Below are 21635 nucleotides of genomic sequence, written 5' to 3'. Positions count from 1 at the left end.
TATTTAAATATCGAATTCATTCTACTATAACTTAGCACATTTTGACAAATCCCCTTGCAATCTCGCTCTGTTTTTACTACATTGATAAAGGATATAATGGTTTCATGGCCTGTATCTTCATTACGAATGATGGAAGATCGTTCAGCTACTTTAATAGGGACTAATTTTTGGTGAAAAAAATTAATAAAAACTGTATCTTTTTTTCGCTTCGATTCGTCCAATCTAATGTAACCCTATCAGTAGGTTATAATCTATTAAGAACAGAGGAAAAGTTAAGGAGGAAAATCATGAAAAGTCCAAAAAAATGGGTCATTGTGACCATTTTATTATGTCTGTTATTGCCTTATAAGGCCTTTGCGGATGCCGCAGTTGGCGATATGATCGTTACACTAGGAGAAAATTTGTCTAAAGAACAAAAAAGCATGCTCCTTTCAGAAATGAAAGCACCTGACGATGTGGAGGTCCTGACAGTCACCAATGCGGAAGAACATGAATATTTGGGAGATTATATAGCTAGCAGATTAATAGGTACAAAAGCTATATCCTCTTCTGCCATTACGCTTGAGGAAAAAGGCACAGGCCTAAAATTGGAATCCAAGAACATTAATTGGGTAACTGATGAAATGTATATCAATGCCCTTGCGACTGCTGGGGTTAAAGATGCTACCGTTTATGTCACAGCACCTATTCCAGTTTCCGGTACAGCTGCCTTAACAGGTGTCATTAAAGCCTATGAATTATCTTCTGATAAAGCAATCTCCGAAGATGTAAAACAGGCTGCCAATGAAGAAATGGTCACCACTGCTGAATTGGGAGATGAAATCGGTACGGAAGAGGCTTCTGCACTCGTAACGAAAATCAAAGAGAAAATGGCAGACAACCCTCCTGCCACTACAGAGGATGTTCGTAAGATCGTAGAATCCGCTGCAAATGATCTTGGCCTAGTCTTAAATGAAGGGCAAATACAAAGCCTGATCGATCTATTCAATAAATTAAAAGAATTGAATATTGATTGGAACGCCGTTGGTGACCAATTGACAGAAGCTAAAGATAAATTGTCCAACTTCCTTGAATCTGAAGAAGGACAATCATTTCTAGATAAATTAAAGGATGTCTTCAATAGTCTAATAGATGCTATCAAATCTTTTTTTAGCTGATTCACAATAAAATGGCGGTACCTAGAAGTACCACCGGTAAATAAATAGCAAAAGGCAGAAACGTTCATCACGTTTCTGCCTTTTACTATTTTAAAAAAGGAGTTACATCCTCTTTTTGATTATTCTTTATTCAAACCAACCGCTTCGTGAAAAGCTAAATCATGACGGATAAGATCATCGAAGGTTTCACGCCTGATGACTAAACGCGCTTCCCCGTTTTCAACGAAAACCACCGCCGGTCTCGGAATCCGGTTATAATTGTTAGACATGGAATACCCATAAGCCCCTGTACAGAAAACAGCTAAAATATCTCCTCGTCCAGCTTTTGGCAAGGGTAAATCCCAAATCAGCATATCGCCGCTTTCACAACATTTCCCGGCAATAGCAACCGTCTCCTCCACTGGATCAAGTGGGCGATTGGCTAGTACCGCATCGTACTTCGCTTCGTATAAGGCTGGACGAATATTATCGCTCATGCCCCCATCGACAGCTAGGTATTTGCGGACGTCCGGCACTTCCTTTTCTGAACCCACTTTATATAAGGTGATACCTGCATCTCCGACCAAGGAGCGACCAGGTTCAATCCAAATCTCCGGCATTTCTAAATCAGATTGGGCAATCTGTATTTGCACTTCCCTCACGATTTCTTCTACATATTGAGATGCTGGAAGCGGATCGTCTTCTTCTGTATAACGGATTCCGAAGCCTCCGCCTAAATTTAGCACCTTTGGCTGAAAACCAATTGCTTTATGCCACTCTCTTAGCTTGCCAATGATTTTTTGGGCGGCCAAAAGAAAACCAGTGGTTTGAAAGATTTGGGAACCTATATGGCAGTGCAACCCGAGCACTTCAAGCCACTTGCTTTTTAACGCCTGTTTAAGGGCGCCTTCCGCCTGACCATTAATTAGATCGAAACCAAATTTCGAATCTTCCTGCCCTGTTAAAATATAATCATGTGTATGCGCTTCAATGCCAGGTGTCACACGTAAAAGAATTCTGACCTTTTCTTCTCGGTTTGAACAGATTTCTTCAAGTAGTGTCAATTCAGAAAAGTTGTCCACCACAATACACCCTATTTGGTAATCTAGTGCCATATGTAACTCTTCGACACTTTTATTATTCCCATGGAAATGGATACGTTCGGTTGGGAAATTAGCCTTGATGGCTGTATATAATTCCCCCGCTGAGACCACGTCGAGTGACAAGCCCTCCTGTTCGGCCAATTGAATCATGGCAATGGATGAAAATGCTTTACTTGCGTACGCCACCTGAGCCGGTATTCCCAATTCTTCAAATGTCCGCTTAAATCCTCTTGCCCGTTCGCGTATTAACTCTACATCATAGACATATAACGGCGTACCATATTTTTCTGTTAACTTAACAGTATCCACTCCGCCAATTTGTAGATGTCCACGATCATTTACATGACTAGTCCCAAAGAAATGCATAATAGTCTCACCTTCCTGATCCAAACTTACGGTTAAATGAAGTGAGGGATCGTAAGAGGTTCCTCGATAAGGATGATATCCCTTTAAATCTCCTCATCCAAATTCCTCGTTTACTATTCTTATTTACCTGTTTCTACACGTTCCCATTAAATATAATTGCGTAGTTCGAAATCAGATTGGTTTAACTCCAAAGAGCCCAAACTCTTTGTGAAGCCACTTTACTGCTTTATTCGAATAAAATTAAATTAACACAACTTTTCGACAACATCAACCTTAAGATTTCCTAGGCTGCCTGTATTTGTCCTGTGGATGGACGATACTCGGCCGTTCTCTGGAACCTGGAAAAGGTCTTCTTAATATAATATGTGACAAGGCTCTTGGTTGAAACGGGATTAACGGCCATAAATAGGGTGTATTCAATGCTTTTATGCTCGTTAATAAAATGATATATAGCGTTATTCCTATGATTAACCCAGGCAGCTTGAACAAGGCAACCAAAACGATCAAAGCTAATCGAGACAGTTTATTGGCAACCCCTAATTCCAAACTTGGGGTGACAAATGTCCCAATGGTCGCAACCGATGCATAAAGAACGACTTCCGGCACAAATAACCCTACATCAATAGCAATCTGTCCGATCAAGACCGCAGCAATTAATCCCATTGCAGTTGAAAGTGGGGTCGGGGTATGGATGGCGGCCATCCGTAAAAATTCGATCCCGATATCCGAAATGAAAATTTGGACAACAATCGGAATATGCGTTTTTTCATTTGGCCCGATAAATTCCAGTTTATCCGGAAGGAAGTCAGGCTCTAAACAAAACAACAACCACAATGGAAGCAAAAATAACGAAGCGGCTATCCCGAGAAATCTGGTCCACCGTACCATTGTTCCAACAGCGGGGGATTGTCTGTACTCTTCTGCATGCTGCATATGATGGAAGAGGGGAGCAGGGGTGATGATGACACTAGGTGAGGTATCCACATAGACTAGTACATGGCCTTCCAGTAAGTGTGTTGCGGCTACATCAGCACGCTCTGTATATCGGACAAGAGGATATGGATTATATCCTTGCTTAACGATAAATTCTTCTACCGTTTTATCCGCCATCGTTAGCCCATCTATTTTTATATCTTCCAATTTCGTACGAACGGTTTCAATTAAACCCGGGTCCGCTATATCTTTAATATACCCTATCGCAATATCCGTTTTAGAGCGTTCGCCGACCTTCATGATTTCGAAACGTAATCTCTCATCCCTGATTCTCCGTCTAGTGATGGCTGTATTTACAATGATATTTTCTACAAATCCATCCCTAGAACCACGGACAACTTTTTCTGTATCGGGTTCTTCAGGCTGTCGTCCAGGGTAACTCCTGACATCGACAACCAACCCTATATCGTATCCATCCATCACAATGACGATTAAACCGGAAAGGACTTGGTCAACCAACTCATCCATCGTACGTATTTCTTCCACAGATTGGTGAACGAGTAAATTTTTCATGAAATCAAATACTTTTGTCGTTTTTATTTCAGTATTTTGAGAATGGACCATCGAGTTAAGAAGTTCAATGATGAATTCCGTATCCGTAAGTCCATTCACATAATAAAGGTGAACTTCTTTTCTTAAAACTTTTATTTTCCTTACGCCTAAATCAAAACTGACACCCAGACCGACCCTCTTTTCCATGAAAGTATCGACTTCCACCACGTTAGTCGGAATGGGCTTCATATTTTGTTTATCCTCTGATGCCATCAAGACCGCTCCTTTCCAATATAATTTGCACAGCAAGTTTTGTGATTGGTGCTCCTTTTTTAAAGTCGTCCTGGTGTGACATTTTTCCAATGTCTCCAATGCCTACAACGATCGGAGCTTTTAACTCATCAATGCAATACACCGTATCCCCGGTTATCTTCCCTATCTCAAATTCCTGGGCTCCGAATTTGTCCACCCCATTTTCCGTCAACTGCCCATCCCTATCGATACAGACATCCACCTTAGTCCACTCTTCCCTTCTACTTTTCGAAGCAACGGCTATGATGCCCAGGACATGGATGTCAGGATGGCTTGCAACCACCTTCATCGCCGTTTCACCGAATCCCTCACCCATGAAGCCACTATCATCGAACATGACCAACACGGGGTCATTCTTCGCTTTCTTTATAAGGTCTACCAGCTCCAAACCTGTATAACGGGACGGATTCCCTTGTGACATTGAAATGCAGCGCCCTCCGATTTCTCTTGCAACTAGCTCAACAGCACGATTTGCATATACATCTCCATCTGTTATCAATATCACTTTTCGTTTGGTCACCATCAGGAGCCTTCCTTTCATCAGGTATGCGTATGGTCGTTCTTATAAATCGACAAAATAAATCCATTGAAATAAGGATCCAACTATTTTACCTAACACTAGTGCCATTAACAGATAAATGATTTTATCTTGTATGCCTACTCGTTTGGACAAGATCGGGAAAACATTCAACACCTCAGTCAGTGCAGCTGCAAGCATTCCATTAAAAATACCGTCCGCAAGTCCGATTGGAATTAATAAGAAAGAAGGAAGAGCAAAGGTCGTCCCCTGTAGGCCAAACCATGTTCCTCCGACCACTCCTGAAATTATGGCCACTTCATAATACCGAACCATTTTTAACGTTTTTGTCAGCTGTGTCAGCCTTGGTATGACACCAAGTACAGTCAGAAAAGCTACAAAACCAGCACCTGTAGCGACACCGCCGGCTAGCCCAACAAAAATCCCGAAAATGATATTACCTGTCATCGAGATGACGCACGCTCTCATTATTCTCATTCATAATGACGTACCGATCTAAATCCTGCTGGTAATTGAACATTTCAACCTCGAGTGGGCTAGGTTCTTCATTAAAGCGTTTTTTAAAGAAGTGATTAAAAAACAAAATCATTCCAATCCCAATACCGAAACTATAGGGTATTTGGATCAACAAAGGCTTTTCATCAACCCTTCCTGTTATTAGCGTAAAGAGTTTTTGATGAACTTCTCCCATACTTACATCCACATGGAAATTCATGATGGTAATACCCCCTCCAATGAACATAAGCAACCAGATAACGGCGAAAGTAACGAAAGACATTTTCTTTTTGGGATAAATGACTTCGATGATTGTCTGGGAGGGCCCAAATGTCTCCACTTCGATATGTGGATCGATTGCCTGTATGGCCATGATGAGTTGGGCCAAATCGATGATAATGATATTCTTATCTTCACTATTCACCGTTAATAAAAGGGCCCTTTCAATACTAGAAACCAATTCTTCAGGACCAATAATTTTTGCAATATCTTTTATTCTTACCTTTTGGTTTACATTTACATGCACCCGGTTCCTCATTCTGGTGTAAATGACTGCCATCACTTTTCACATCCCGACCTTTTATTTCCTTATAATAGTAGTATGGATTGGAAACAGAGTGAAAATGCAGAAAGAAAATGATGTCCAAATATTACTAATTCAAAGAAATGAAATAAAAAAAAGACATGCCGGATATCAGCATGTCTTTTTGTAAAATATTTATAAATTAATGAGTTGGGAAGAAGATCATTTGAATCAAGAAAACCACGCCAAAAATATAAATGAGCGGGTGAACGGATTTACCTTTTCCACTGAAGAATTTCATCAAAGGATAGGTAATGAACCCCATTGCAATCCCTGTCGATATGCTTGAAGTAAGCGGCATCGTTAATATGATTGCAAATGCCGGAAAAGCTTCATCAAATGTTTTCCAATCCACTTTCGCAAGACCTTCCATCATCAAGCAACCTACAATTATCAATACAGGTGCCGTGATGGCAGAAACGGAGGAAATGGCCGCTATTAATGGAGAAAAGAAAATGGAAAGAGCGAATAAGATGGCAACGACCGTGGCAGTTAAGCCCGTACGTCCTCCAGCTGCTACTCCAGTACTCGATTCAACATAAGCGGTTGATGGGCTTGTTCCAAACAACGAGCCAACCGTCGTGGCAATAGCGTCTCCCAAGAAGGCCTTTTTAGCACGAGGGATCTTTCCATCCTTCGTTAATCCCGCTTGTTCCGTCACTCCAATTAATGTACCTGTCGTGTCAAATATCGTTACAAGTAAAAAGGCAAATACGACTGTATATAAAGAATTGCTAAATACTCCAGCAATATCAATATCGAAAAAGACCGGTGAAGGTGGTGTTGATAGAATTCCATCAAATTTCAGCATCCCCATAAAGTAACCAATGATTGCTGTAACAATCATGCCAATGAAGATAGCTCCTTTAACATTCCGAGACATCAAGATTAGAGTGAATAATAAACCTATAAGGGCCAAAACGGTGCCTGGTTGGTGTAAATCCCCGAGTGAAACCATGGTTCCTTCATTCGGTACGACAATCCCCGCATTTTTCAAACCCATAAATGCGATGAATAGACCAATACCAGATGTGATTCCAAATTTCAACGAATTTGGGATGGCATCAATAATCATTTTGCGCAAGCTCGTAACACTTACCAGAATAAATAATAGACCTGCTATGAAAACTGTACCAAAAACTGTTTGATAAGAAAGACCGTGTGCACCTACCACACTGGCAAAATAAGCATTCAGCCCCATACCTGGTGCAACGGCAATCGGATACTTCGCTAATAATCCCATAATTAAGGTACCTAGGACTGCAGAAATGACGGTCGCCATAAAGACCTGTTCAAATGGTATTCCTATTGAAGATAATAAAGCAGGATTGACAATAATAATATAAACCATGGTGAAGAATGTCGTAACACCTGCCATAATTTCAGTGCGAACATTCGTCCCATTTGCTTTTAAGGAAAAAAACTTTTCTAAAAACATATTTTTCTGACCTCCATATATTAAGGAAACACCATTCAATCGCTTGCACAAAGGTGACCTTGCATTAATACTTCATCTTTCAAATTTCAACGAGATAAAAACCTTATGAAAATAGTTTTAAATCCGAATGAAACCAGCGACCTTTACTATAATATTCGTTTTTAACTTCAAATTCAACTAAAAAATTCGTTTTTTCTTCTTTTTTCACAAATATATATTTCCTTTTCAACATTCCTACCAAATGTTGTGTGGCACACTTCCCCTTCACTTCCTTACTATTTCCAAAATCCCACTTTTTCTCCCAGCAAATGAAAGACCACATGAATCAACGATTCATGTGGTCTTTCATTTGCTGAAGGATTTTTTTCTCCAACCGTGATACTTGAACTTGTGATATTCCTAGCCTAACGGCGACCTCCGACTGAGTCTGGTCTTTATAATATCTCAAAAAAACAATTAACCTTTCCCGTTCATTCAATTCTTGGATGGCTTCTTTTAAAGCGATTTGGTCGAACCACGATGAATCATTATGGTCGGCAATCTGGTCGAGAAGAGTAATTGGGTCTCCATCATTTTCATAAACCGTTTCATGAATGGAAGAAGGGCTACGGCTAGCTTCTTGGGCCATGATAATTTCTTCAGGTGATAATTCAAGATGTTCTGCCAATTCATTGACAGTCGGAACACGACCGTGCGTTTTTGAAAGTTCTTCTCTGGCCCGACGGATTTTATTCGCCATTTCCTTTAAAGAACGGCTTACTTTCACAGTACCATCATCACGGATAAACCGTTGAATTTCACCAATGATCATGGGGACAGCATACGTCGAGAATTTCACTTCAAACGTTAAGTCAAATTTATCAACTGATTTTAATAACCCGATGCAGCCAATCTGATACAAATCATCCGGTTCATAGCCACGATTGAGGAACCTTTGGACAACGGACCATACAAGCCTTAGATTGCTGTTGACAATTAAGTTCCTTGCATCCTGGTCCCCACTCTGACTGAGTTTAATCAACCTACGCAATTCCTCATCTTTTAAATGGGTCTGGCCTTTCTTGCTCTTCTCGTATTTAACCTCCACATCCATATGCAAGTCTCCCTTAATTGCACAAAGCTCTGCTTGTAGTTAAGTGCTTTTTTAATCGAATGATCGTTCCTTCGCCCTTATGCGAAATGATATGGATTTCATCCATGAAGTTCTCCATGATCGTAAATCCCATGCCGGATCGTTCAAGTTCGGGTTTCGTCGTGAATAGTGGCTGCTTAGCCTCTTCAACATCCTCAATGCCCAATCCTTCATCACGAATTGTCACTTCGACCGTATCTCCTTCGATGACTACAGAAATGTAGACCCACCCTTCCGGATCGTTTTCATATCCATGAATGATTGAATTCGTGACCGCTTCAGAAACGACCGTCTTAATCTCTGTCAATTCATCCATCGTGGGATCTAATTGAGCAATGAATGCCGCAACCGTCACCCTTGCGAATGATTCATTTTGGCTAAGTGCTGAAAATTTCGTTTCCATTTTATTTTTCATGTTAGGCAACCCCCAGTCTTTGCAAAGCGTTTTGTTCGGATAGTTCTAGTTTAACAATTTTAAACAAACCTGACATCTCAAATAACCGCTTTACTGCTGGAGAAATTGCACAGACAACCATCTCACCATTTTTCTGATGTACCTGTTTATACCGACCGATAATTACGCCCAATCCAGAACTGTCCATGAAATGCAGTTCATCCAAGTTAAGGATGATATGTTGGATATCATGCTTTTGAATGGCCGCCTCTGCCTGTTTTCTTAACTTTTCTGCTGTATGATGATCTAAATCACCTTTGAGACGAATGCATAATATTCTACTCTTCGCCTCCATATCAATCGTAAGACTCACTATATACAGCCTCCTTCACTGTCTTATAATGAGTCAAATTCTCTGTTTAATCTTCAGATTCCTTCTTCCTGGCAAAACTAGTGGCCATTCGCCTAAACTAGTATATTTACACGCCTTTCCGACAAGTTAATCATTTCGTTTGTGTAAACATGCCGAATGCCCGTTTATACAGTTGCCACCAACTGGCTTTTTCAACAGTTTCCTTTGAAACAATCGGTGATTCGACATATACTTTTCCGTCTTTAATCAATTGGAGCGTTCCTATTTGATCTCCTTTTTGAATGGGAGCCTTTAGGTTTTTATCGAGAATAACCTTTTTCGTAAAGTCTTTTGCCGCACCGCTCTTGGCCGTCAAAACAGATATTGGTTCACTTGTTACCCCTACTGCCATCTTTTTGCTGCCCTTGCTTACTTTCGATTCGCCCAAGACCTCTCCTCGTTTGTAAATCGGATAGGTAATAAATTGTGAAAAGGCATAATCAAGCATTTTCGTTACCTGGGCATTTCTTTCCTTCGGAGAAGCCGCACCGAACACCACAGCAATAACACGCATATTCCCTTTTTTCGCCGTAGCTGTCAGACAATACTTGGCTTCATTCGTAAACCCTGTTTTTAATCCATCGACTCCCGGGTAAAATTTCACTAGTCGATTCGTGTTCACAAGCCAGAATTTTTTATCTGTATTTTCACGGAGGTAGTCCTCGTATGTACCCGTGAATCTTGTAATCATGTCGTATTTCAACAATTCCTTTGCCATGATGGACATATCATGTGCCGAGCTGTAATGGTCCTTAACTGGTAAGCCTGTTGCATTTTGAAATTTCGTGTTCTTTAATCCCAGGTCTTTTGCTTTCTTATTCATCCGTTTGACGAATTCTTCTTCGGATCCAGCAAGATGCTCTGCCATAGCGACCGATGCATCATTTGCAGAACCGATCGAGATCCCTTTAAGCATTTGTTCGGTAGTCATTTCTTCTCCTAATTCAAGAAAGATTTGAGAACCTCCCATCGATGCAGCGTACTCACTCGTCCTGATTTTATCCTTCATGTTGAGTTCACCTTTATCGATGGCTTCCATGATTAAGAGCATCGTCATGATCTTCGTCATACTAGCAGGCGAAAGACGTTCATCTGCATTTTTATCATACAAAACTGTACCTGTATCCCGTTCAATTAAAATAGCTGATTTTGCATTTTCCGCTAAGTTGACACCTTTTTTTTCTGATGCTTGAGTATGCGGGATGCTAAAGCCAGTTGCTAGTAACACGATTAAAAATAGAGAAAGAATCCGCTTCATCTCCATAGCCTCCAATCTTTATATATTCCATTTTTTCCATATAAGCCATTTTTATACAAATAAGTTGGTGGAATTATTATTTAAAAAGGGAGAGGACAGTTTTAATGAGGAATATACAAAAACAGAGGACCTTGTTGCCTGAATAAAATTATGCTGAACGTAAAAAAAGGTCACTCTTTTAAAAAGAGTGACCTGCTTGGCGAATCATTATTCCATGATTTCTTTATAGATCAACGTTGGTTTTTCAACTTTTTCCTTGGAAATTGTAATGTTTTCGTATAATTTCTCTTTTACTTTTGAAACATCTTCAAAGTTACTGTATATGGTTACAAGTGATTCACCTTTAGCCACGGTTTCACCGATTTTCTTACGAAGCATAAGACCTACAGCCAAATCAATTTCCGATTCTTTAGTAGCACGTCCAGCACCTAATAACATGGCAGCCGTACCGATTTCATCAGCAACGATTTCCGATACATATCCGTCTTCTTTAGCTTCAAGCTCAAAAGTGTATGCAGCCTGTGGAAGTTTTTCTGGCTGTTCTACAACTGAGCCGTCTCCTCCCTGTGCCTCCAAGAAGATTTTGAATGAACGAAGCGCTGAACCATCCTTGATTGCATTTTCAAGCAGGGTTCTGGCTTCTTCAAGGGAGCCCGCTTTTTTAGCAAGGTACACCATATGACTTCCTAACGTTAAAGATAGTTCCGTTAAATCTTCCGGACCTTCACCTTTAAGCGTATCAATCGCTTCTTTAACTTCAAGAGCGTTCCCGATTGCGTAACCAAGAGGCTGGCTCATGTCTGAAATGACTGCCATCGTATTACGGCCGACATTATTTCCTATGCTCACCATTGCATGTGCCAGTTTCTCGGAATCTTCAAGTGTCTTCATGAATGCACCTGCACCCGTTTTCACATCAAGAACAATCGCATCTGCACCAGCAGCTATTTTCTTACTCATGATGGAACCAGCAATCAACCCGATGCTATTGACGGTAGCCGTTACATCACGTAATGCATAAAGCTTTTTATCTGCAGGAGTTAAATTACCACTTTGACCAATAACGGCTATCTTGTTTTTATTGACAAGTTCAATGAACTCATCATTTTCAATTTCCACATGAAACCCTTTAACGGATTCCAATTTATCGATGGTTCCACCTGTATGGCCAAGGCCGCGCCCTGACATTTTTGCCACTGGAACGCCTACAGCTGCCACTAATGGTCCAAGAACAAGTGTGGTCGTATCACCAACGCCACCTGTAGAGTGCTTATCGACCTTAATTCCCTCTATCATCGATAAATCTATTTGATCACCGGATTCTACCATGGCCATCGTTAAATCAGCACGCTCCTGCTCGTTCAGCTCTTGAAAATAGATTGCCATTGCCCATGCGCTCATTTGATAATCAGGAATCGTTCCATTTGTAAAGCCTTCCACAATAAACTGAATCTCTTCAGTGGAAAGTGTCTTTCCATCACGTTTTTTTGCGATTAAGTCAACCATTCTCATAAGTCATTCCCCATTCTTTAAAGACAGCCTTAGTTTCGACTGTGCTTGTATTATTTTAAATCCGATTTATAAATCTTTAACAATCGACTTAACAAACTCCAGAAAACTGCTTTTTACTTTTTCTGTCGTTTCAATAACTTCCACGTGTGACAGGGGCTGGTCCAAAATACCAGAAGCCATGTTTGTAAGGCAAGATATCCCCAGTACTTTCATCCCACAATGTCTAGCAACGATAACTTCCGGAACAGTGGACATGCCCACTGCATCCCCACCAAGAACTCTTGCCATCCTTACTTCTGCCGGAGTTTCATAGGTCGGCCCAGAATTCCCAATATAGACGCCTTCCTTTACATCCAAGCCCAGCGTAGAAGCGATCGTCTTAGCTTTTGCCCGCAATTCTTTATTATAAGCTTCTGACATATCAGGGAAACGAGGACCAAAGCGGTCTTCATTCGCACCAATCAATGGGTTAGTTCCCATTAAATTGATATGGTCCGTAATGATCATCAGATCTCCCGGTGCATAGCTTTCATTCACACTTCCAGCAGCATTGGTTACGATTAATGTTTCAACACCAAGCAGTTTCATCACACGTACCGGGAAAGTGACTTTCTCCATTGAGTATCCTTCATAAAAATGGAAACGACCTTGCATGGCTACAACCTGTTTGCCACTCAGGTTTCCGATGACAAGCTGACCTGCATGTCCTTCTACAGTCGAGACGGGAAATTCCGGGATTTCATGATAAGGGATAATTATCGGGTTTTCAATTTCATCTGCCAATACCCCAAGACCAGATCCAAGAATCAAGCCTATATCTGGAGTCCCATCCACTTTGTTCTTTATAAATTCAGCAGCTGTTTCAATGCTATTAAACATATTTACCCTCCCTTATTTCACGTCGCCTAAAATATTTTTCCCATATGTAGGCATCTTTATATCAAAGTTAGCGGCAACTGTTGCACCAATATCAGCAAAAGTATCTCTTACTGGTAACTCCGTGCCTTTTGTGAAACGTTTTGAGTAAACTAATAATGGAACATACTCACGAGTGTGGTCTGTACCTTCATGAATCGGATCATTCCCGTGGTCGGCCGTGATGATCAACAAGTCATCTTCTGTCAGCTTCTCTATCACTTCAGGCATTCTAGCATCGAACTCTTCCAAAGCCTTTCCGTAGCCTTCCGGATCACGACGGTGACCATATAAGGCATCAAAGTCCACTAGATTCAAGAAGCTTAATCCCTTAAAGTCTTGATCGATGGTTTGGATTAATTTATCCATTCCGTCCATATTGGAGACTGTACGTAATGATTCGGTGACTCCTTCACCATCAAAGATATCCGAGATTTTTCCAATTGCCAAAACATCCAACCCAGCATCTTTCATTTCATCCATTACCGTTCTGTTAAATGGCTTCAATGCATAATCATGACGGTTAGGTGTTCTTTTGAAACTTCCTGGCTCTCCAATGAAAGGTCTTGCAATAACGCGTCCAACCTTATATTCATCAGCCATCGTCAACTCTCGTGCAATTTCACAAATTTTATATAACTCGTCTAATGGGACTACGTCCTCATGAGCGGCAATCTGTAAAACAGAATCAGCGGATGTATACACAATTAAAGCTCCCGTTTTCATGTGATCTTCGCCAAGTCTTTCAATGATTTCCGTTCCGCTTGCAGGTATATTCCCTATGATTGAACGTCCCGTCTTCGCTTGAAGTTCATTGATTAATAACTCAGGGAAACCGTTCGGAAATACTTGAAATGGTGTAGTGATATTAAGACCCATTATTTCCCAATGGCCGGTCATCGTATCTTTTCCTGTTGACGCTTCTTTCATTTTTGTATAGTAAGCAATCGGTTGCTCTGTTTTTGCGATACCTTTAATATCCCGGATGTTGCCTAAACCCATTTTAGAAAGAGTCGGCATGTTCAATCCATTCATTCTCTCAGCTATATGGCCAAGTGTATCGGCTCCTTTATCACCGAATAAATCTGCATCCGGTGCTTCGCCAATCCCAACTGAGTCCATTACAACTACAAAAATGCGTTTAAATGCTGAATTTTTTTCCATGCTAATTCCCTCCAGTAAATAGTATTATACCCTTTTATATTCCCCGTATATTGTCCATTTAACCTACAATAACCGAAACGTCAGAAGTCTGACCTCTTTATTGTAAACGATACCAATCGTTTTAGACAATTGTTATGTACCTTAATCTTTATATAGGAAAACAGACTCATAATTTCAAAAAAGATTTTTATAGTTCCAGCTTATCATGGTCCAATAAATTGGGCCACCTATTCCTGATGGCTGTTTCACCATTACTTGTGCAGGAGGCCTTTCCTCCTACACTTTCAATCTACTAATTTCCTAAGCTCTTGGATGAAATTTAGAATATACATCTTTTATCCGAACATTCGTAATATGTGTGTAGATTTGAGTCGTCGAAATATCCGCATGCCCCAACATCTCCTGAACGGCCCGTAAATCTGCTCCATTCATCAAAAGATGGGTGGCAAAAGAATGCCTTAGTGTATGCGGTGTAATTTCCTTCTCGATTCTCGCCTCTTTCACGAGTTTTTTCAAGATCTTCCAAAATCCCTGTCTCGTCAACCTGTTTCCATGGTGATTCAAAAAAAGTGAATCCGTCCGATGCTTTGGACTGGCAAATTTACCACGGGCACTATCTAAGTAATTCCCGATGGCCCCCAGTGCTGTTTGTCCGATAGGGATGATTCTTTCTTTATCCCCTTTTCCGATACAACGGACAAAACCCATCGTCGCATGTACATCGCTCACATCCATTGAGATCAATTCACTGACACGCATTCCTGTCGCATACATCAGTTCAAGCATCGCTTTGTCACGTAATCCATATTCGTTCATTACCTTTGGGGCTTCCAATAAGGCTTCCACCTCTTCCATGCTTAACACCTTTGGAAGGCTTCTTTCAGGTTTGGGTGTTTCTATATGTAGAGCTGGATCCTGGTCAGTCACCTTTTCACGAAGGAGAAATTGATGGAAGGATCGGATTGAAGCAATATGGCGGGCAATGGTTTTCGACGATTTCCCTTGGTCTTTCAAATGAGCAAGAAAGTGTAAGATGTTTGCCCGACGTGAGTCATTCCAATCGGTAATCATTTCTACATTCATTAAATAGGCCCAATATGATTTCAAGTCACGTTCATACGAGACGAGTGTGTTTTTGGCAAGACCCTTTTCAATGGTCAAAAAATGAATGAAATCCTTAATTTGATTCTCCATATTCATTACTCCCCGTTTAAATAAAACAACATTAAGCGTTCAAACCATGCATCATCACCTGTATCAACAGCTTTTGATACTTTGACAGCTGTGCCTTTTGGTTCATCGTACCGATGATAACTATGATATTCCTGATTTAACCATACCATTCCTATGTAAAAAAGAACAGTGAAGCTAACGAAGAGTATCATCACTTTAGCTGTATGTAAAACTAGCTTCAATGACGTTTTCATGCTTTCCCCTCCCTATCCGAGCACTTTGTATCAATCTATGCCCATCGGGACAAGTTTTATACATCTTTCGGTAAAGAAGAGGAAAAAAAGTTCTATCTATTTCTAACCCAGGTTAAACAGGCAAACTATTTTCTTTTAAAACCAGAAAACCTTCTCCAGGTAGGGGAGAAGGTCCGACTTTATTCATCTTTATCTTCGACTTTGTCATGACATCGATGACAAATGCCATGAAAGGTTAATCTATGGTCTTTTATCTTGAAGTTCCAGTCACGCTCGACAATGGCTTCCACGTCTTCAAGTAAGTCTTGTTGGATCTCATCTACCGCTCCACATTCCACACAAACCAGATGATGATGGAAATGCGCTGCGCCTTCTTGTCTTAAATCATAACGGGAAACTCCGTCTCCAAAGTTAATTTTATCTACTATTTTCAATTCAGTCAGCAACTCTAGCGTACGGTATACCGTTGCTAATCCAATTTCCGGCGACTTTTCTTTGACAAGGAGGTAAACGTCTTCTGCGCTTAAATGATCCTCTTCGTGCTCAAGTAAAACGCGGACGGTCGCTTCTCGCTGAGGCGTTAATTTGTAGCTGGACGAGTGCAACTGCTTTTTTATTCTATCAATTCTATTTTCTATTTCCATACCAATATTCCCTCCCGCGCCGCTATCTTATACATTATATCAAATGAGGGAAAACTGTCAAAATAGATTTCCTTATTAATAGCAAAAAAATCATGATGAATGCGTAGCTATCCTTCATTACCCCAAGAAGCTTACGACATTTTTCATTAAGGAAGGGGATAAATATGCTTCAAATGCAGCTGCTGCAATTAAAAATACCCCAGACAAGATCAAGGAAAAAACATAGCGGGAAATAATCGGCTTTAAAGGCTCCCGAACCTGTTTAAGAAAAATGCGGCTGATCATCTTCATGGATAGCGATACGGCCAGAACCGTGATCACGATAAAGATCGGGACAATGAATATATTTTGCGGTAGGATTGCCACAAATGATAATAGGAATCCACTCCACCCCATTTGATTGACTAAAAATCCGACCGTAAATCCCACAACCATACCTTTTACAAATAACAGTACTAATATCACTGGCAAACCGATAACCGAAACCCCAAGAATCCAGATGACCCCAATATATTTAAGGTTATGCATAAGACTTTGACTGAACATATCGTGTGAAGAAGCAAATTCCCCTTTGGAAACTTGTCCGAAGAATTGTGATAAATAGTAGAACAAATCTTCCTTTTGAGTAAAGCTCAAACTGTTTACGAGAACAGCACCAAAAATGACACCCATTAAAAAGAGTACAGTGATAAAAACGTATAATGAGGAATGTTCGTTAACATGTTTCCTTACAGCATTTTGTATGGCAGATCTATTTTTCATCTTTTATCTATCCTCCCAACTCCACTTACTAGAATCTATGTTTTTTCTGTTTTATTTATGACAAGGATTCAAGCGTAATTTACAGAGTCGTAGAACATTTTTCACAAAAGACGTGTTATAATTTTCCATAAAGTTGTTTGGAGGGGTACTATGAAAGCTATACTAATGGATTTTCCAGAAAAAATTGAAACTTCTCGCTTATATTTAAGACCTTGCCTACCGGGAGATGGACTTGACGTTTATGAAGCCATAGTCCGTTCACGAAACGAGTTGAAGAGATGGCTTCCATTTGCCCAGCAAGAACCATCAATAGAAGCTTCAGAAAAGAATGTCCTGAAAGCATATGCTGATTTTATCTTAAAAGAAGATATTAGACTCCATATTTATAGGAAAGAAGACGGTCAATTCATAGGCTCCACTGGCCTCCATCGAATTAACTGGGACATCCCCAAGTTTGAAATCGGTTATTGGATCGATACGGAATACAGGAACAAAGGATATATAACTGAAGTGGTAGAAAGGTTAACAAGATTCGCCTTTAATCATTATGGGGCCAAGAGAATTGAAATCCGTTGTGATCCCAATAATCTTACCAGCAAACGGATTCCTGAAAAGCTTGGATTTACCCTGGAAGGGATTTTACATAATGATGCTTTAAGCGCCGACGGCAAGACATTACGAGACACTTGCATTTATGCAAAAATAATAAACTAAAAAGAGCCCTGGCAGCATCAGTTTTCCCTGTCAGGACTCTCTCCATTAGCTTTAAAAAGCAAAACTCCTCTTTCGCTTTCCATACTTTACGTTCCAATTAACTCTCTTTCTATGAAGCTTTATTAAAAGGATTTAAAGAATCCCTAAAATAGTTTCAGGGATTCTTTGTATTTCAATCTTCAATCATTATTGCTTGGAAAGGCAAATGTCGACCCCGTATTGGCGGACGATGTCAACCATCGTTCTGAGACAGTTTTTGTTTTTGTAAAGAAACGGGCTTGATCTGGTCCGAACATATGACCTTCACCGAATCTAGACCCTTTAAATCCAGCAAAATTATGGTAGCCGACAGGGATTGGAATCGGGACATTAACTCCTACCATCCCAACGTCAATTTCCGTTGTGAATTTCCGAGCTGCCGCTCCATCATTGGTGAAAATGGTGACACCATTCCCTAACTCATGTTCGTTGATCAGCTTAATCGCTTCTTCTAGTGAAGCGACCCGAACAACATTACGGGCGGGTCCGAACACTTCCTGTTCATATATATCCATTCCTGGCTTTACATGGTCAATTAATGTCGGGCCGACAAAGAAACCTCTGGATTCTTTCACGATGTCTAATTCCCGTCCATCACACACTACCGTTGCACCTTCTTCAATGCTCTTGTCAATCGCCGCAATTACCGACTCTTTTGATTGTTGGGATATAACAGGTCCGAAGTCAACTTCCCGGTCTGTGTAAGAGCCCACTTTCAATGCGCCGATTTTTTCTTTTAAAATCTTTATTAAACGATCCCCTGTTTCTTCTCCAACAGGCATGAGCGTTGAAATGGCCATGCAACGCTGGGATGCAGCTCCATATGCAGCTCCAATAAAAGAGTTTGCCACTTGTTCTAAATCCGCATCAGGCATGACAACCATATTGTTCTTCCCGCCACCAAGAGCCGTCACACGCTTACCATGTTTCGCTCCCGTCTCATAAATATATTGAGCCACCGGCGTAGAGCCCACGAAGGAGATTGCCTCCACTTCTGGATTTCTCAATAATTCATTGACAGCGTCCTTATCACCATTGATAACGGTCCAAATACCGTCCGGCAATCCTGCTTTCTTCCATAATTCACTCACGAATAAAGCTGTCATTGGAACTCGCTCCGAAGCTTTCAGAATGACTGCATTGCCTACAGCAATTGCCATGCTCGTCTGGGCCAGTGGCACCATGATCGGGAAGTTGAATGGAGAAATGGCTGCTACGACGCCAAGTGGGTACTTCGCCGAATAGACATTGATCTGTCCACCGACGTTGACGGAATATTCCCCTTTCACTAAATGGGGCGCTCCAATGGCAAGGTCCACAGATTCTATTCCACGGGTAATCTCGCCCTTTGCATCTTCTGCCGTTTTACCGCTTTCTGTACAAATCAGATCAATTAGGGCATCTGTATGTTCCGTAAGCAAGTTACGAAACTTGATCACTATATCCGCACGCCTTGCTACGGACATGTCACGCCAAGCGGGAAATGCAGCTTTGGCTTTATCAATGGCTCCCTTTACTTCTTCAATCGAAGCTAACGGTACTTTCGCAATGACTTCTCCACTTGAAGGATTGAATACATCCGAAAATCTCCCGTTTTGCCCTGCAACCATTTGACCGCCTATAAAATGAGATAATTCTTTTACTTTTATTGTTTCAGTCATTATAACTCCTCCTAATTGTTCGAGATTTTACTATATAGTAGGGGTGAAGCATTTCCTTTATGTAATCCGTCACCCACAAACTCACAAAATACTCAGATAATTAAACTCGGAATTTCAGTCGCGAGTTTACGCCAGCATATTGCGCCTATATTCGTGTCACTTCCTTATTATGATTTATTTCCTATTCCTATTGTGTAACTTCCTGGCTTTTTAGTCATTATACAAAGTGTTAAATGAATCCCTTTTCTATTTCACAAAAAGACTAATTGCTACGAAGTGATATCTATAACAAGCACAAAAGGCACTTCCATCTAGAAATGCCTTTTGAAAAGTTTATATCGGGAAAGCCTGTGTTATCACATCTTAACTTTCCCATATTTGCCGCCTCCTCCTGCATCAAAACCCAATATCCCTTTTCTTGCGGAATCTATAAAGTGGGCTAATTTCAATGGAACGACCTCTGAAAGCTGTTCGAGAGTCACCTCATGAAGGATATTCATCTCTGTTCCGAAGGCCCCCAATAGTCTGTCCATGGACTTCGGGCCAAGGCCCGGAATGAAATCAAGCGGAACCTGATGAATATACTGCGGACGGGACCTCTTTTCCTCCCCTTTTCCAGAAACGGATAATTCGGCAATACGTGTGGAAACTCCCTTAATGATCTTCTTGCCTCCGCATTCACTGCATGCCTCAGCATTTATGGCCATTTTATGAAGGCAACTTCCGCAAACGGTTTGATAATATTTACCCAATAAGGGATTCAATCCATAATTGGCTGTCACTTTACGACCTTCTTCTTCCTTAAGCGCTTTTTCCAACTCTGTAAAACTCGGTTCTTGAAGTAATAGCATTTGATATTCACGGGCTATCTTTCCAAGGGAGTGGGCATCGGAATTCGTCAGGAAGGTATACGATTTCAATTCTTTTATGTCCTCCACCAAATAGGTATCCGAGCTTAAACCAAGTTCGATGGCATCAATGAGCTTCGGATCGAACACTTCCGCCAGGCTTTCCTTTACGCCTTTACCGTACAAGCTTTTAAAGGGGGTGAAAACATGCGCAGGGATGAACAGCCCTCCAAGGGATTTGACGATTTCTTGCAACTTTCGCCCGTCACAATAAATCCTCTGGGAACTCAACGTAATATTTTTCACATAATTACTCATCCATGATGAAAACCTCTTCAGCACTTCCATATTTGGAAAATAGGCAAGAACATGAATCGGTCCATGGCAATTGTGGTCATATATTTCAATTTCCGACCCTGGGATGATGGTGAGGTTCCGATAATGAAGTCCGCCACCCTCCATTTCCGTAATTTCCCCATTGTGAATTCCAGCTTCTATCTCTTCAATAACCTCAGGAGAATGGCAGTCTATAACCCCTATCATATCGAGTCCTTTTCGTTCGCTTGCCACTTCGATTATGTTGCTGAAGGTCAACGTTTTAGCTCCGGTGATCTTAACCGCCTTCCCACTTCTCGTCCTGCCGATATGAATATGGAAATCAGCATAGTATTCTTTCATTTATTCATTCAACGCCTTTTTCAACTGCAAATATTGTACGGCGTAGGCCGTTTTGGCATCTTGGATCTTCCCTTCATCCAGATAGTTTTGAGCTTCCTTCAATGTCAGCTCGATCACCTCGACAAACTCATCTTCATCCAATGGTGCCGCATCTTTTTTCTTTTTCAAATTGTGGGCCAAATAGAGATGGACTAGCTCATCCGCAAAGCCTGGAGACGTATAAAAAGAGATGATATGCTCCATTCTTTCACATTCATAGCCCGTCTCTTCCTCAAGTTCACGTTCTGCCGACCGAACGGGTTCCTCCCCTTTTTCAAGCTTACCTGCTGGAATTTCAACCAGGCTTCTCTCCAACGCTTTACGGTACTGTTCGACCATGATGATCTTATCTTCAGCTGTAAGAGCGATGATTGCGACTGCCCCGGGATGCTTGATGATTTCTCGTTTACTCGTTTTCCCATCAGGAAGCTCGACATCATCCACTTGTAAATTGATTACTTTACCCGTGAATATCTTTTTGCTTGATAATGTTTTCTCTTCGAATTTTTTCAACTTGTCCACTCCTCTGTTCTAATTACAGCATGATTCTTCATACATTTTACCATACTAGGGATGGAGG

22 protein-coding genes are annotated in these 21635 nt (G+C 40.9%); 2 read left to right on the top strand and 20 right to left on the bottom strand.

All coding sequences use genetic code 11. The features are described from left to right. Positions 1 to 287: 287 nt before the first annotated feature. Complete coding sequence (locus ACIQXQ_RS08445; protein WP_402869268.1) at positions 288 to 1157, top strand: DUF1002 domain-containing protein; 870 nt, start codon at positions 288 to 290, stop codon at positions 1155 to 1157. 119 nt (positions 1158 to 1276) lie between these two features. On the opposite strand, the gene lysA is transcribed toward ACIQXQ_RS08445, so the two are convergent. The 17 genes from lysA to spoIIM all read right to left on the bottom strand — a co-directional run bounded on the left by lysA (position 1277) and on the right by spoIIM (position 17076). After that, positions 1277 to 2605, bottom strand: a complete 1329-nt coding sequence (lysA, locus tag ACIQXQ_RS08440; protein ID WP_402956638.1) for a diaminopimelate decarboxylase — start codon at positions 2603 to 2605, stop codon at positions 1277 to 1279. A gap of 273 nt (positions 2606 to 2878) precedes the next feature. Next, a complete protein-coding gene (locus ACIQXQ_RS08435; RefSeq protein ID WP_402869271.1) occupies positions 2879 to 4363 on the bottom strand; it encodes a spore germination protein in 1485 nt (494 codons plus the stop codon). Continuing rightward, positions 4347 to 4925: a stage V sporulation protein SpoVABEA gene (spoVAEA, locus tag ACIQXQ_RS08430; protein ID WP_402869273.1), complete on the bottom strand. Its 579-nt coding sequence runs from the start codon at positions 4923 to 4925 to the stop codon at positions 4347 to 4349. The genes ACIQXQ_RS08435 and spoVAEA overlap by 17 nt, the downstream gene beginning before the upstream one ends. Positions 4926 to 4964: 39 nt before the next feature. Continuing rightward, positions 4965 to 5387: a stage V sporulation protein AB gene (locus ACIQXQ_RS08425; protein WP_402869275.1), complete on the bottom strand. Its 423-nt coding sequence runs from the start codon at positions 5385 to 5387 to the stop codon at positions 4965 to 4967. Further along, positions 5377 to 5994, bottom strand: coding sequence for a stage V sporulation protein AA (locus ACIQXQ_RS08420; protein ID WP_402956636.1), 618 nt, complete (start codon positions 5992 to 5994; stop codon positions 5377 to 5379). Before ACIQXQ_RS08420 ends, ACIQXQ_RS08425 begins: the two co-directional genes overlap by 11 nt. Before the next feature lie 166 nt (positions 5995 to 6160). After that, positions 6161 to 7456 carry an NCS2 family permease gene (locus ACIQXQ_RS08415; RefSeq protein ID WP_402869279.1) on the bottom strand — a complete coding sequence of 432 codons (1296 nt, stop codon included), beginning with the start codon at positions 7454 to 7456 and terminating at the stop codon, positions 6161 to 6163. 325 nt (positions 7457 to 7781) lie between these two features. Continuing rightward, positions 7782 to 8549 carry an RNA polymerase sporulation sigma factor SigF gene (sigF, locus tag ACIQXQ_RS08410; RefSeq protein ID WP_402869281.1) on the bottom strand — a complete coding sequence of 256 codons (768 nt, stop codon included), beginning with the start codon at positions 8547 to 8549 and terminating at the stop codon, positions 7782 to 7784. A 13-nt stretch (positions 8550 to 8562) separates the two neighbouring features. Beyond that, the gene (gene spoIIAB / locus ACIQXQ_RS08405; protein ID WP_402869282.1) at positions 8563 to 9003 is read right to left on the bottom strand and encodes an anti-sigma F factor; all 441 of its coding nucleotides are present in this window, start codon (positions 9001 to 9003) and stop codon (positions 8563 to 8565) included. 1 nt (position 9004) lies between these two features. Continuing rightward, positions 9005 to 9355 carry an anti-sigma F factor antagonist gene (gene spoIIAA / locus ACIQXQ_RS08400; RefSeq protein WP_402869284.1) on the bottom strand — a complete coding sequence of 117 codons (351 nt, stop codon included), beginning with the start codon at positions 9353 to 9355 and terminating at the stop codon, positions 9005 to 9007. A 130-nt stretch (positions 9356 to 9485) separates the two neighbouring features. After that, complete coding sequence (locus ACIQXQ_RS08395) at positions 9486 to 10652, bottom strand: D-alanyl-D-alanine carboxypeptidase family protein (RefSeq protein ID WP_402956634.1); 1167 nt, start codon at positions 10650 to 10652, stop codon at positions 9486 to 9488. 207 nt (positions 10653 to 10859) lie between these two features. Further along, positions 10860 to 12164 (bottom strand): pyrimidine-nucleoside phosphorylase, encoded by a 1305-nt coding sequence (locus tag ACIQXQ_RS08390; RefSeq protein ID WP_402869288.1) that lies wholly within the window; start codon positions 12162 to 12164, stop codon positions 10860 to 10862. 66 nt (positions 12165 to 12230) lie between these two features. Continuing rightward, a complete protein-coding gene (locus ACIQXQ_RS08385) occupies positions 12231 to 13043 on the bottom strand; it encodes a purine-nucleoside phosphorylase (RefSeq protein WP_402956632.1) in 813 nt (270 codons plus the stop codon). A 12-nt stretch (positions 13044 to 13055) separates the two neighbouring features. Further along, complete coding sequence (gene deoB, locus ACIQXQ_RS08380; RefSeq protein ID WP_402956630.1) at positions 13056 to 14243, bottom strand: phosphopentomutase; 1188 nt, start codon at positions 14241 to 14243, stop codon at positions 13056 to 13058. A 300-nt stretch (positions 14244 to 14543) separates the two neighbouring features. After that, positions 14544 to 15437: a site-specific tyrosine recombinase XerD gene (gene xerD / locus ACIQXQ_RS08375; protein ID WP_402869293.1), complete on the bottom strand. Its 894-nt coding sequence runs from the start codon at positions 15435 to 15437 to the stop codon at positions 14544 to 14546. A 5-nt stretch (positions 15438 to 15442) separates the two neighbouring features. Beyond that, complete coding sequence (locus ACIQXQ_RS08370; protein WP_402869295.1) at positions 15443 to 15670, bottom strand: YqzK family protein; 228 nt, start codon at positions 15668 to 15670, stop codon at positions 15443 to 15445. A gap of 179 nt (positions 15671 to 15849) precedes the next feature. Next, on the bottom strand, positions 15850 to 16308 hold the full coding sequence (gene fur / locus ACIQXQ_RS08365; RefSeq protein WP_402869878.1) for a ferric iron uptake transcriptional regulator: 459 nt from the start codon (positions 16306 to 16308) through the stop codon (positions 15850 to 15852). A 123-nt stretch (positions 16309 to 16431) separates the two neighbouring features. Continuing rightward, on the bottom strand, positions 16432 to 17076 hold the full coding sequence (spoIIM, locus tag ACIQXQ_RS08360; protein ID WP_402956628.1) for a stage II sporulation protein M: 645 nt from the start codon (positions 17074 to 17076) through the stop codon (positions 16432 to 16434). A 150-nt stretch (positions 17077 to 17226) separates the two neighbouring features. On the opposite strand from spoIIM, the gene ACIQXQ_RS08355 reads away from it, so the two are divergent. Beyond that, positions 17227 to 17790: a GNAT family N-acetyltransferase gene (locus tag ACIQXQ_RS08355; protein WP_402956626.1), complete on the top strand. Its 564-nt coding sequence runs from the start codon at positions 17227 to 17229 to the stop codon at positions 17788 to 17790. A gap of 179 nt (positions 17791 to 17969) precedes the next feature. Here the strand turns inward: ACIQXQ_RS08355 and ACIQXQ_RS08350 are convergent, their stop codons facing one another. The 3 genes from ACIQXQ_RS08350 to ACIQXQ_RS08340 form a co-directional block, all read right to left on the bottom strand. Further along, positions 17970 to 19490: a CoA-acylating methylmalonate-semialdehyde dehydrogenase gene (locus ACIQXQ_RS08350; RefSeq protein WP_402956623.1), complete on the bottom strand. Its 1521-nt coding sequence runs from the start codon at positions 19488 to 19490 to the stop codon at positions 17970 to 17972. Between the two features lie 356 nt (positions 19491 to 19846). Further along, positions 19847 to 21016: an endonuclease Q family protein gene (locus tag ACIQXQ_RS08345; protein WP_402956621.1), complete on the bottom strand. Its 1170-nt coding sequence runs from the start codon at positions 21014 to 21016 to the stop codon at positions 19847 to 19849. Next, positions 21017 to 21568 carry an NUDIX hydrolase gene (locus tag ACIQXQ_RS08340; protein WP_402869305.1) on the bottom strand — a complete coding sequence of 184 codons (552 nt, stop codon included), beginning with the start codon at positions 21566 to 21568 and terminating at the stop codon, positions 21017 to 21019. It abuts the gene before it with no gap. Between the last annotated feature and the right edge of the window lie 67 nt (positions 21569 to 21635).

It is taken from the genome of Peribacillus sp. NPDC097198 (assembly GCF_044762055.1).
Taxonomy (GTDB): Bacteria; Bacillota; Bacilli; order Bacillales; family DSM-1321; genus Peribacillus.
Note: the sequence above shows the minus strand (reverse complement) of the source record. Positions and strands in the feature narration are given on the sequence as shown.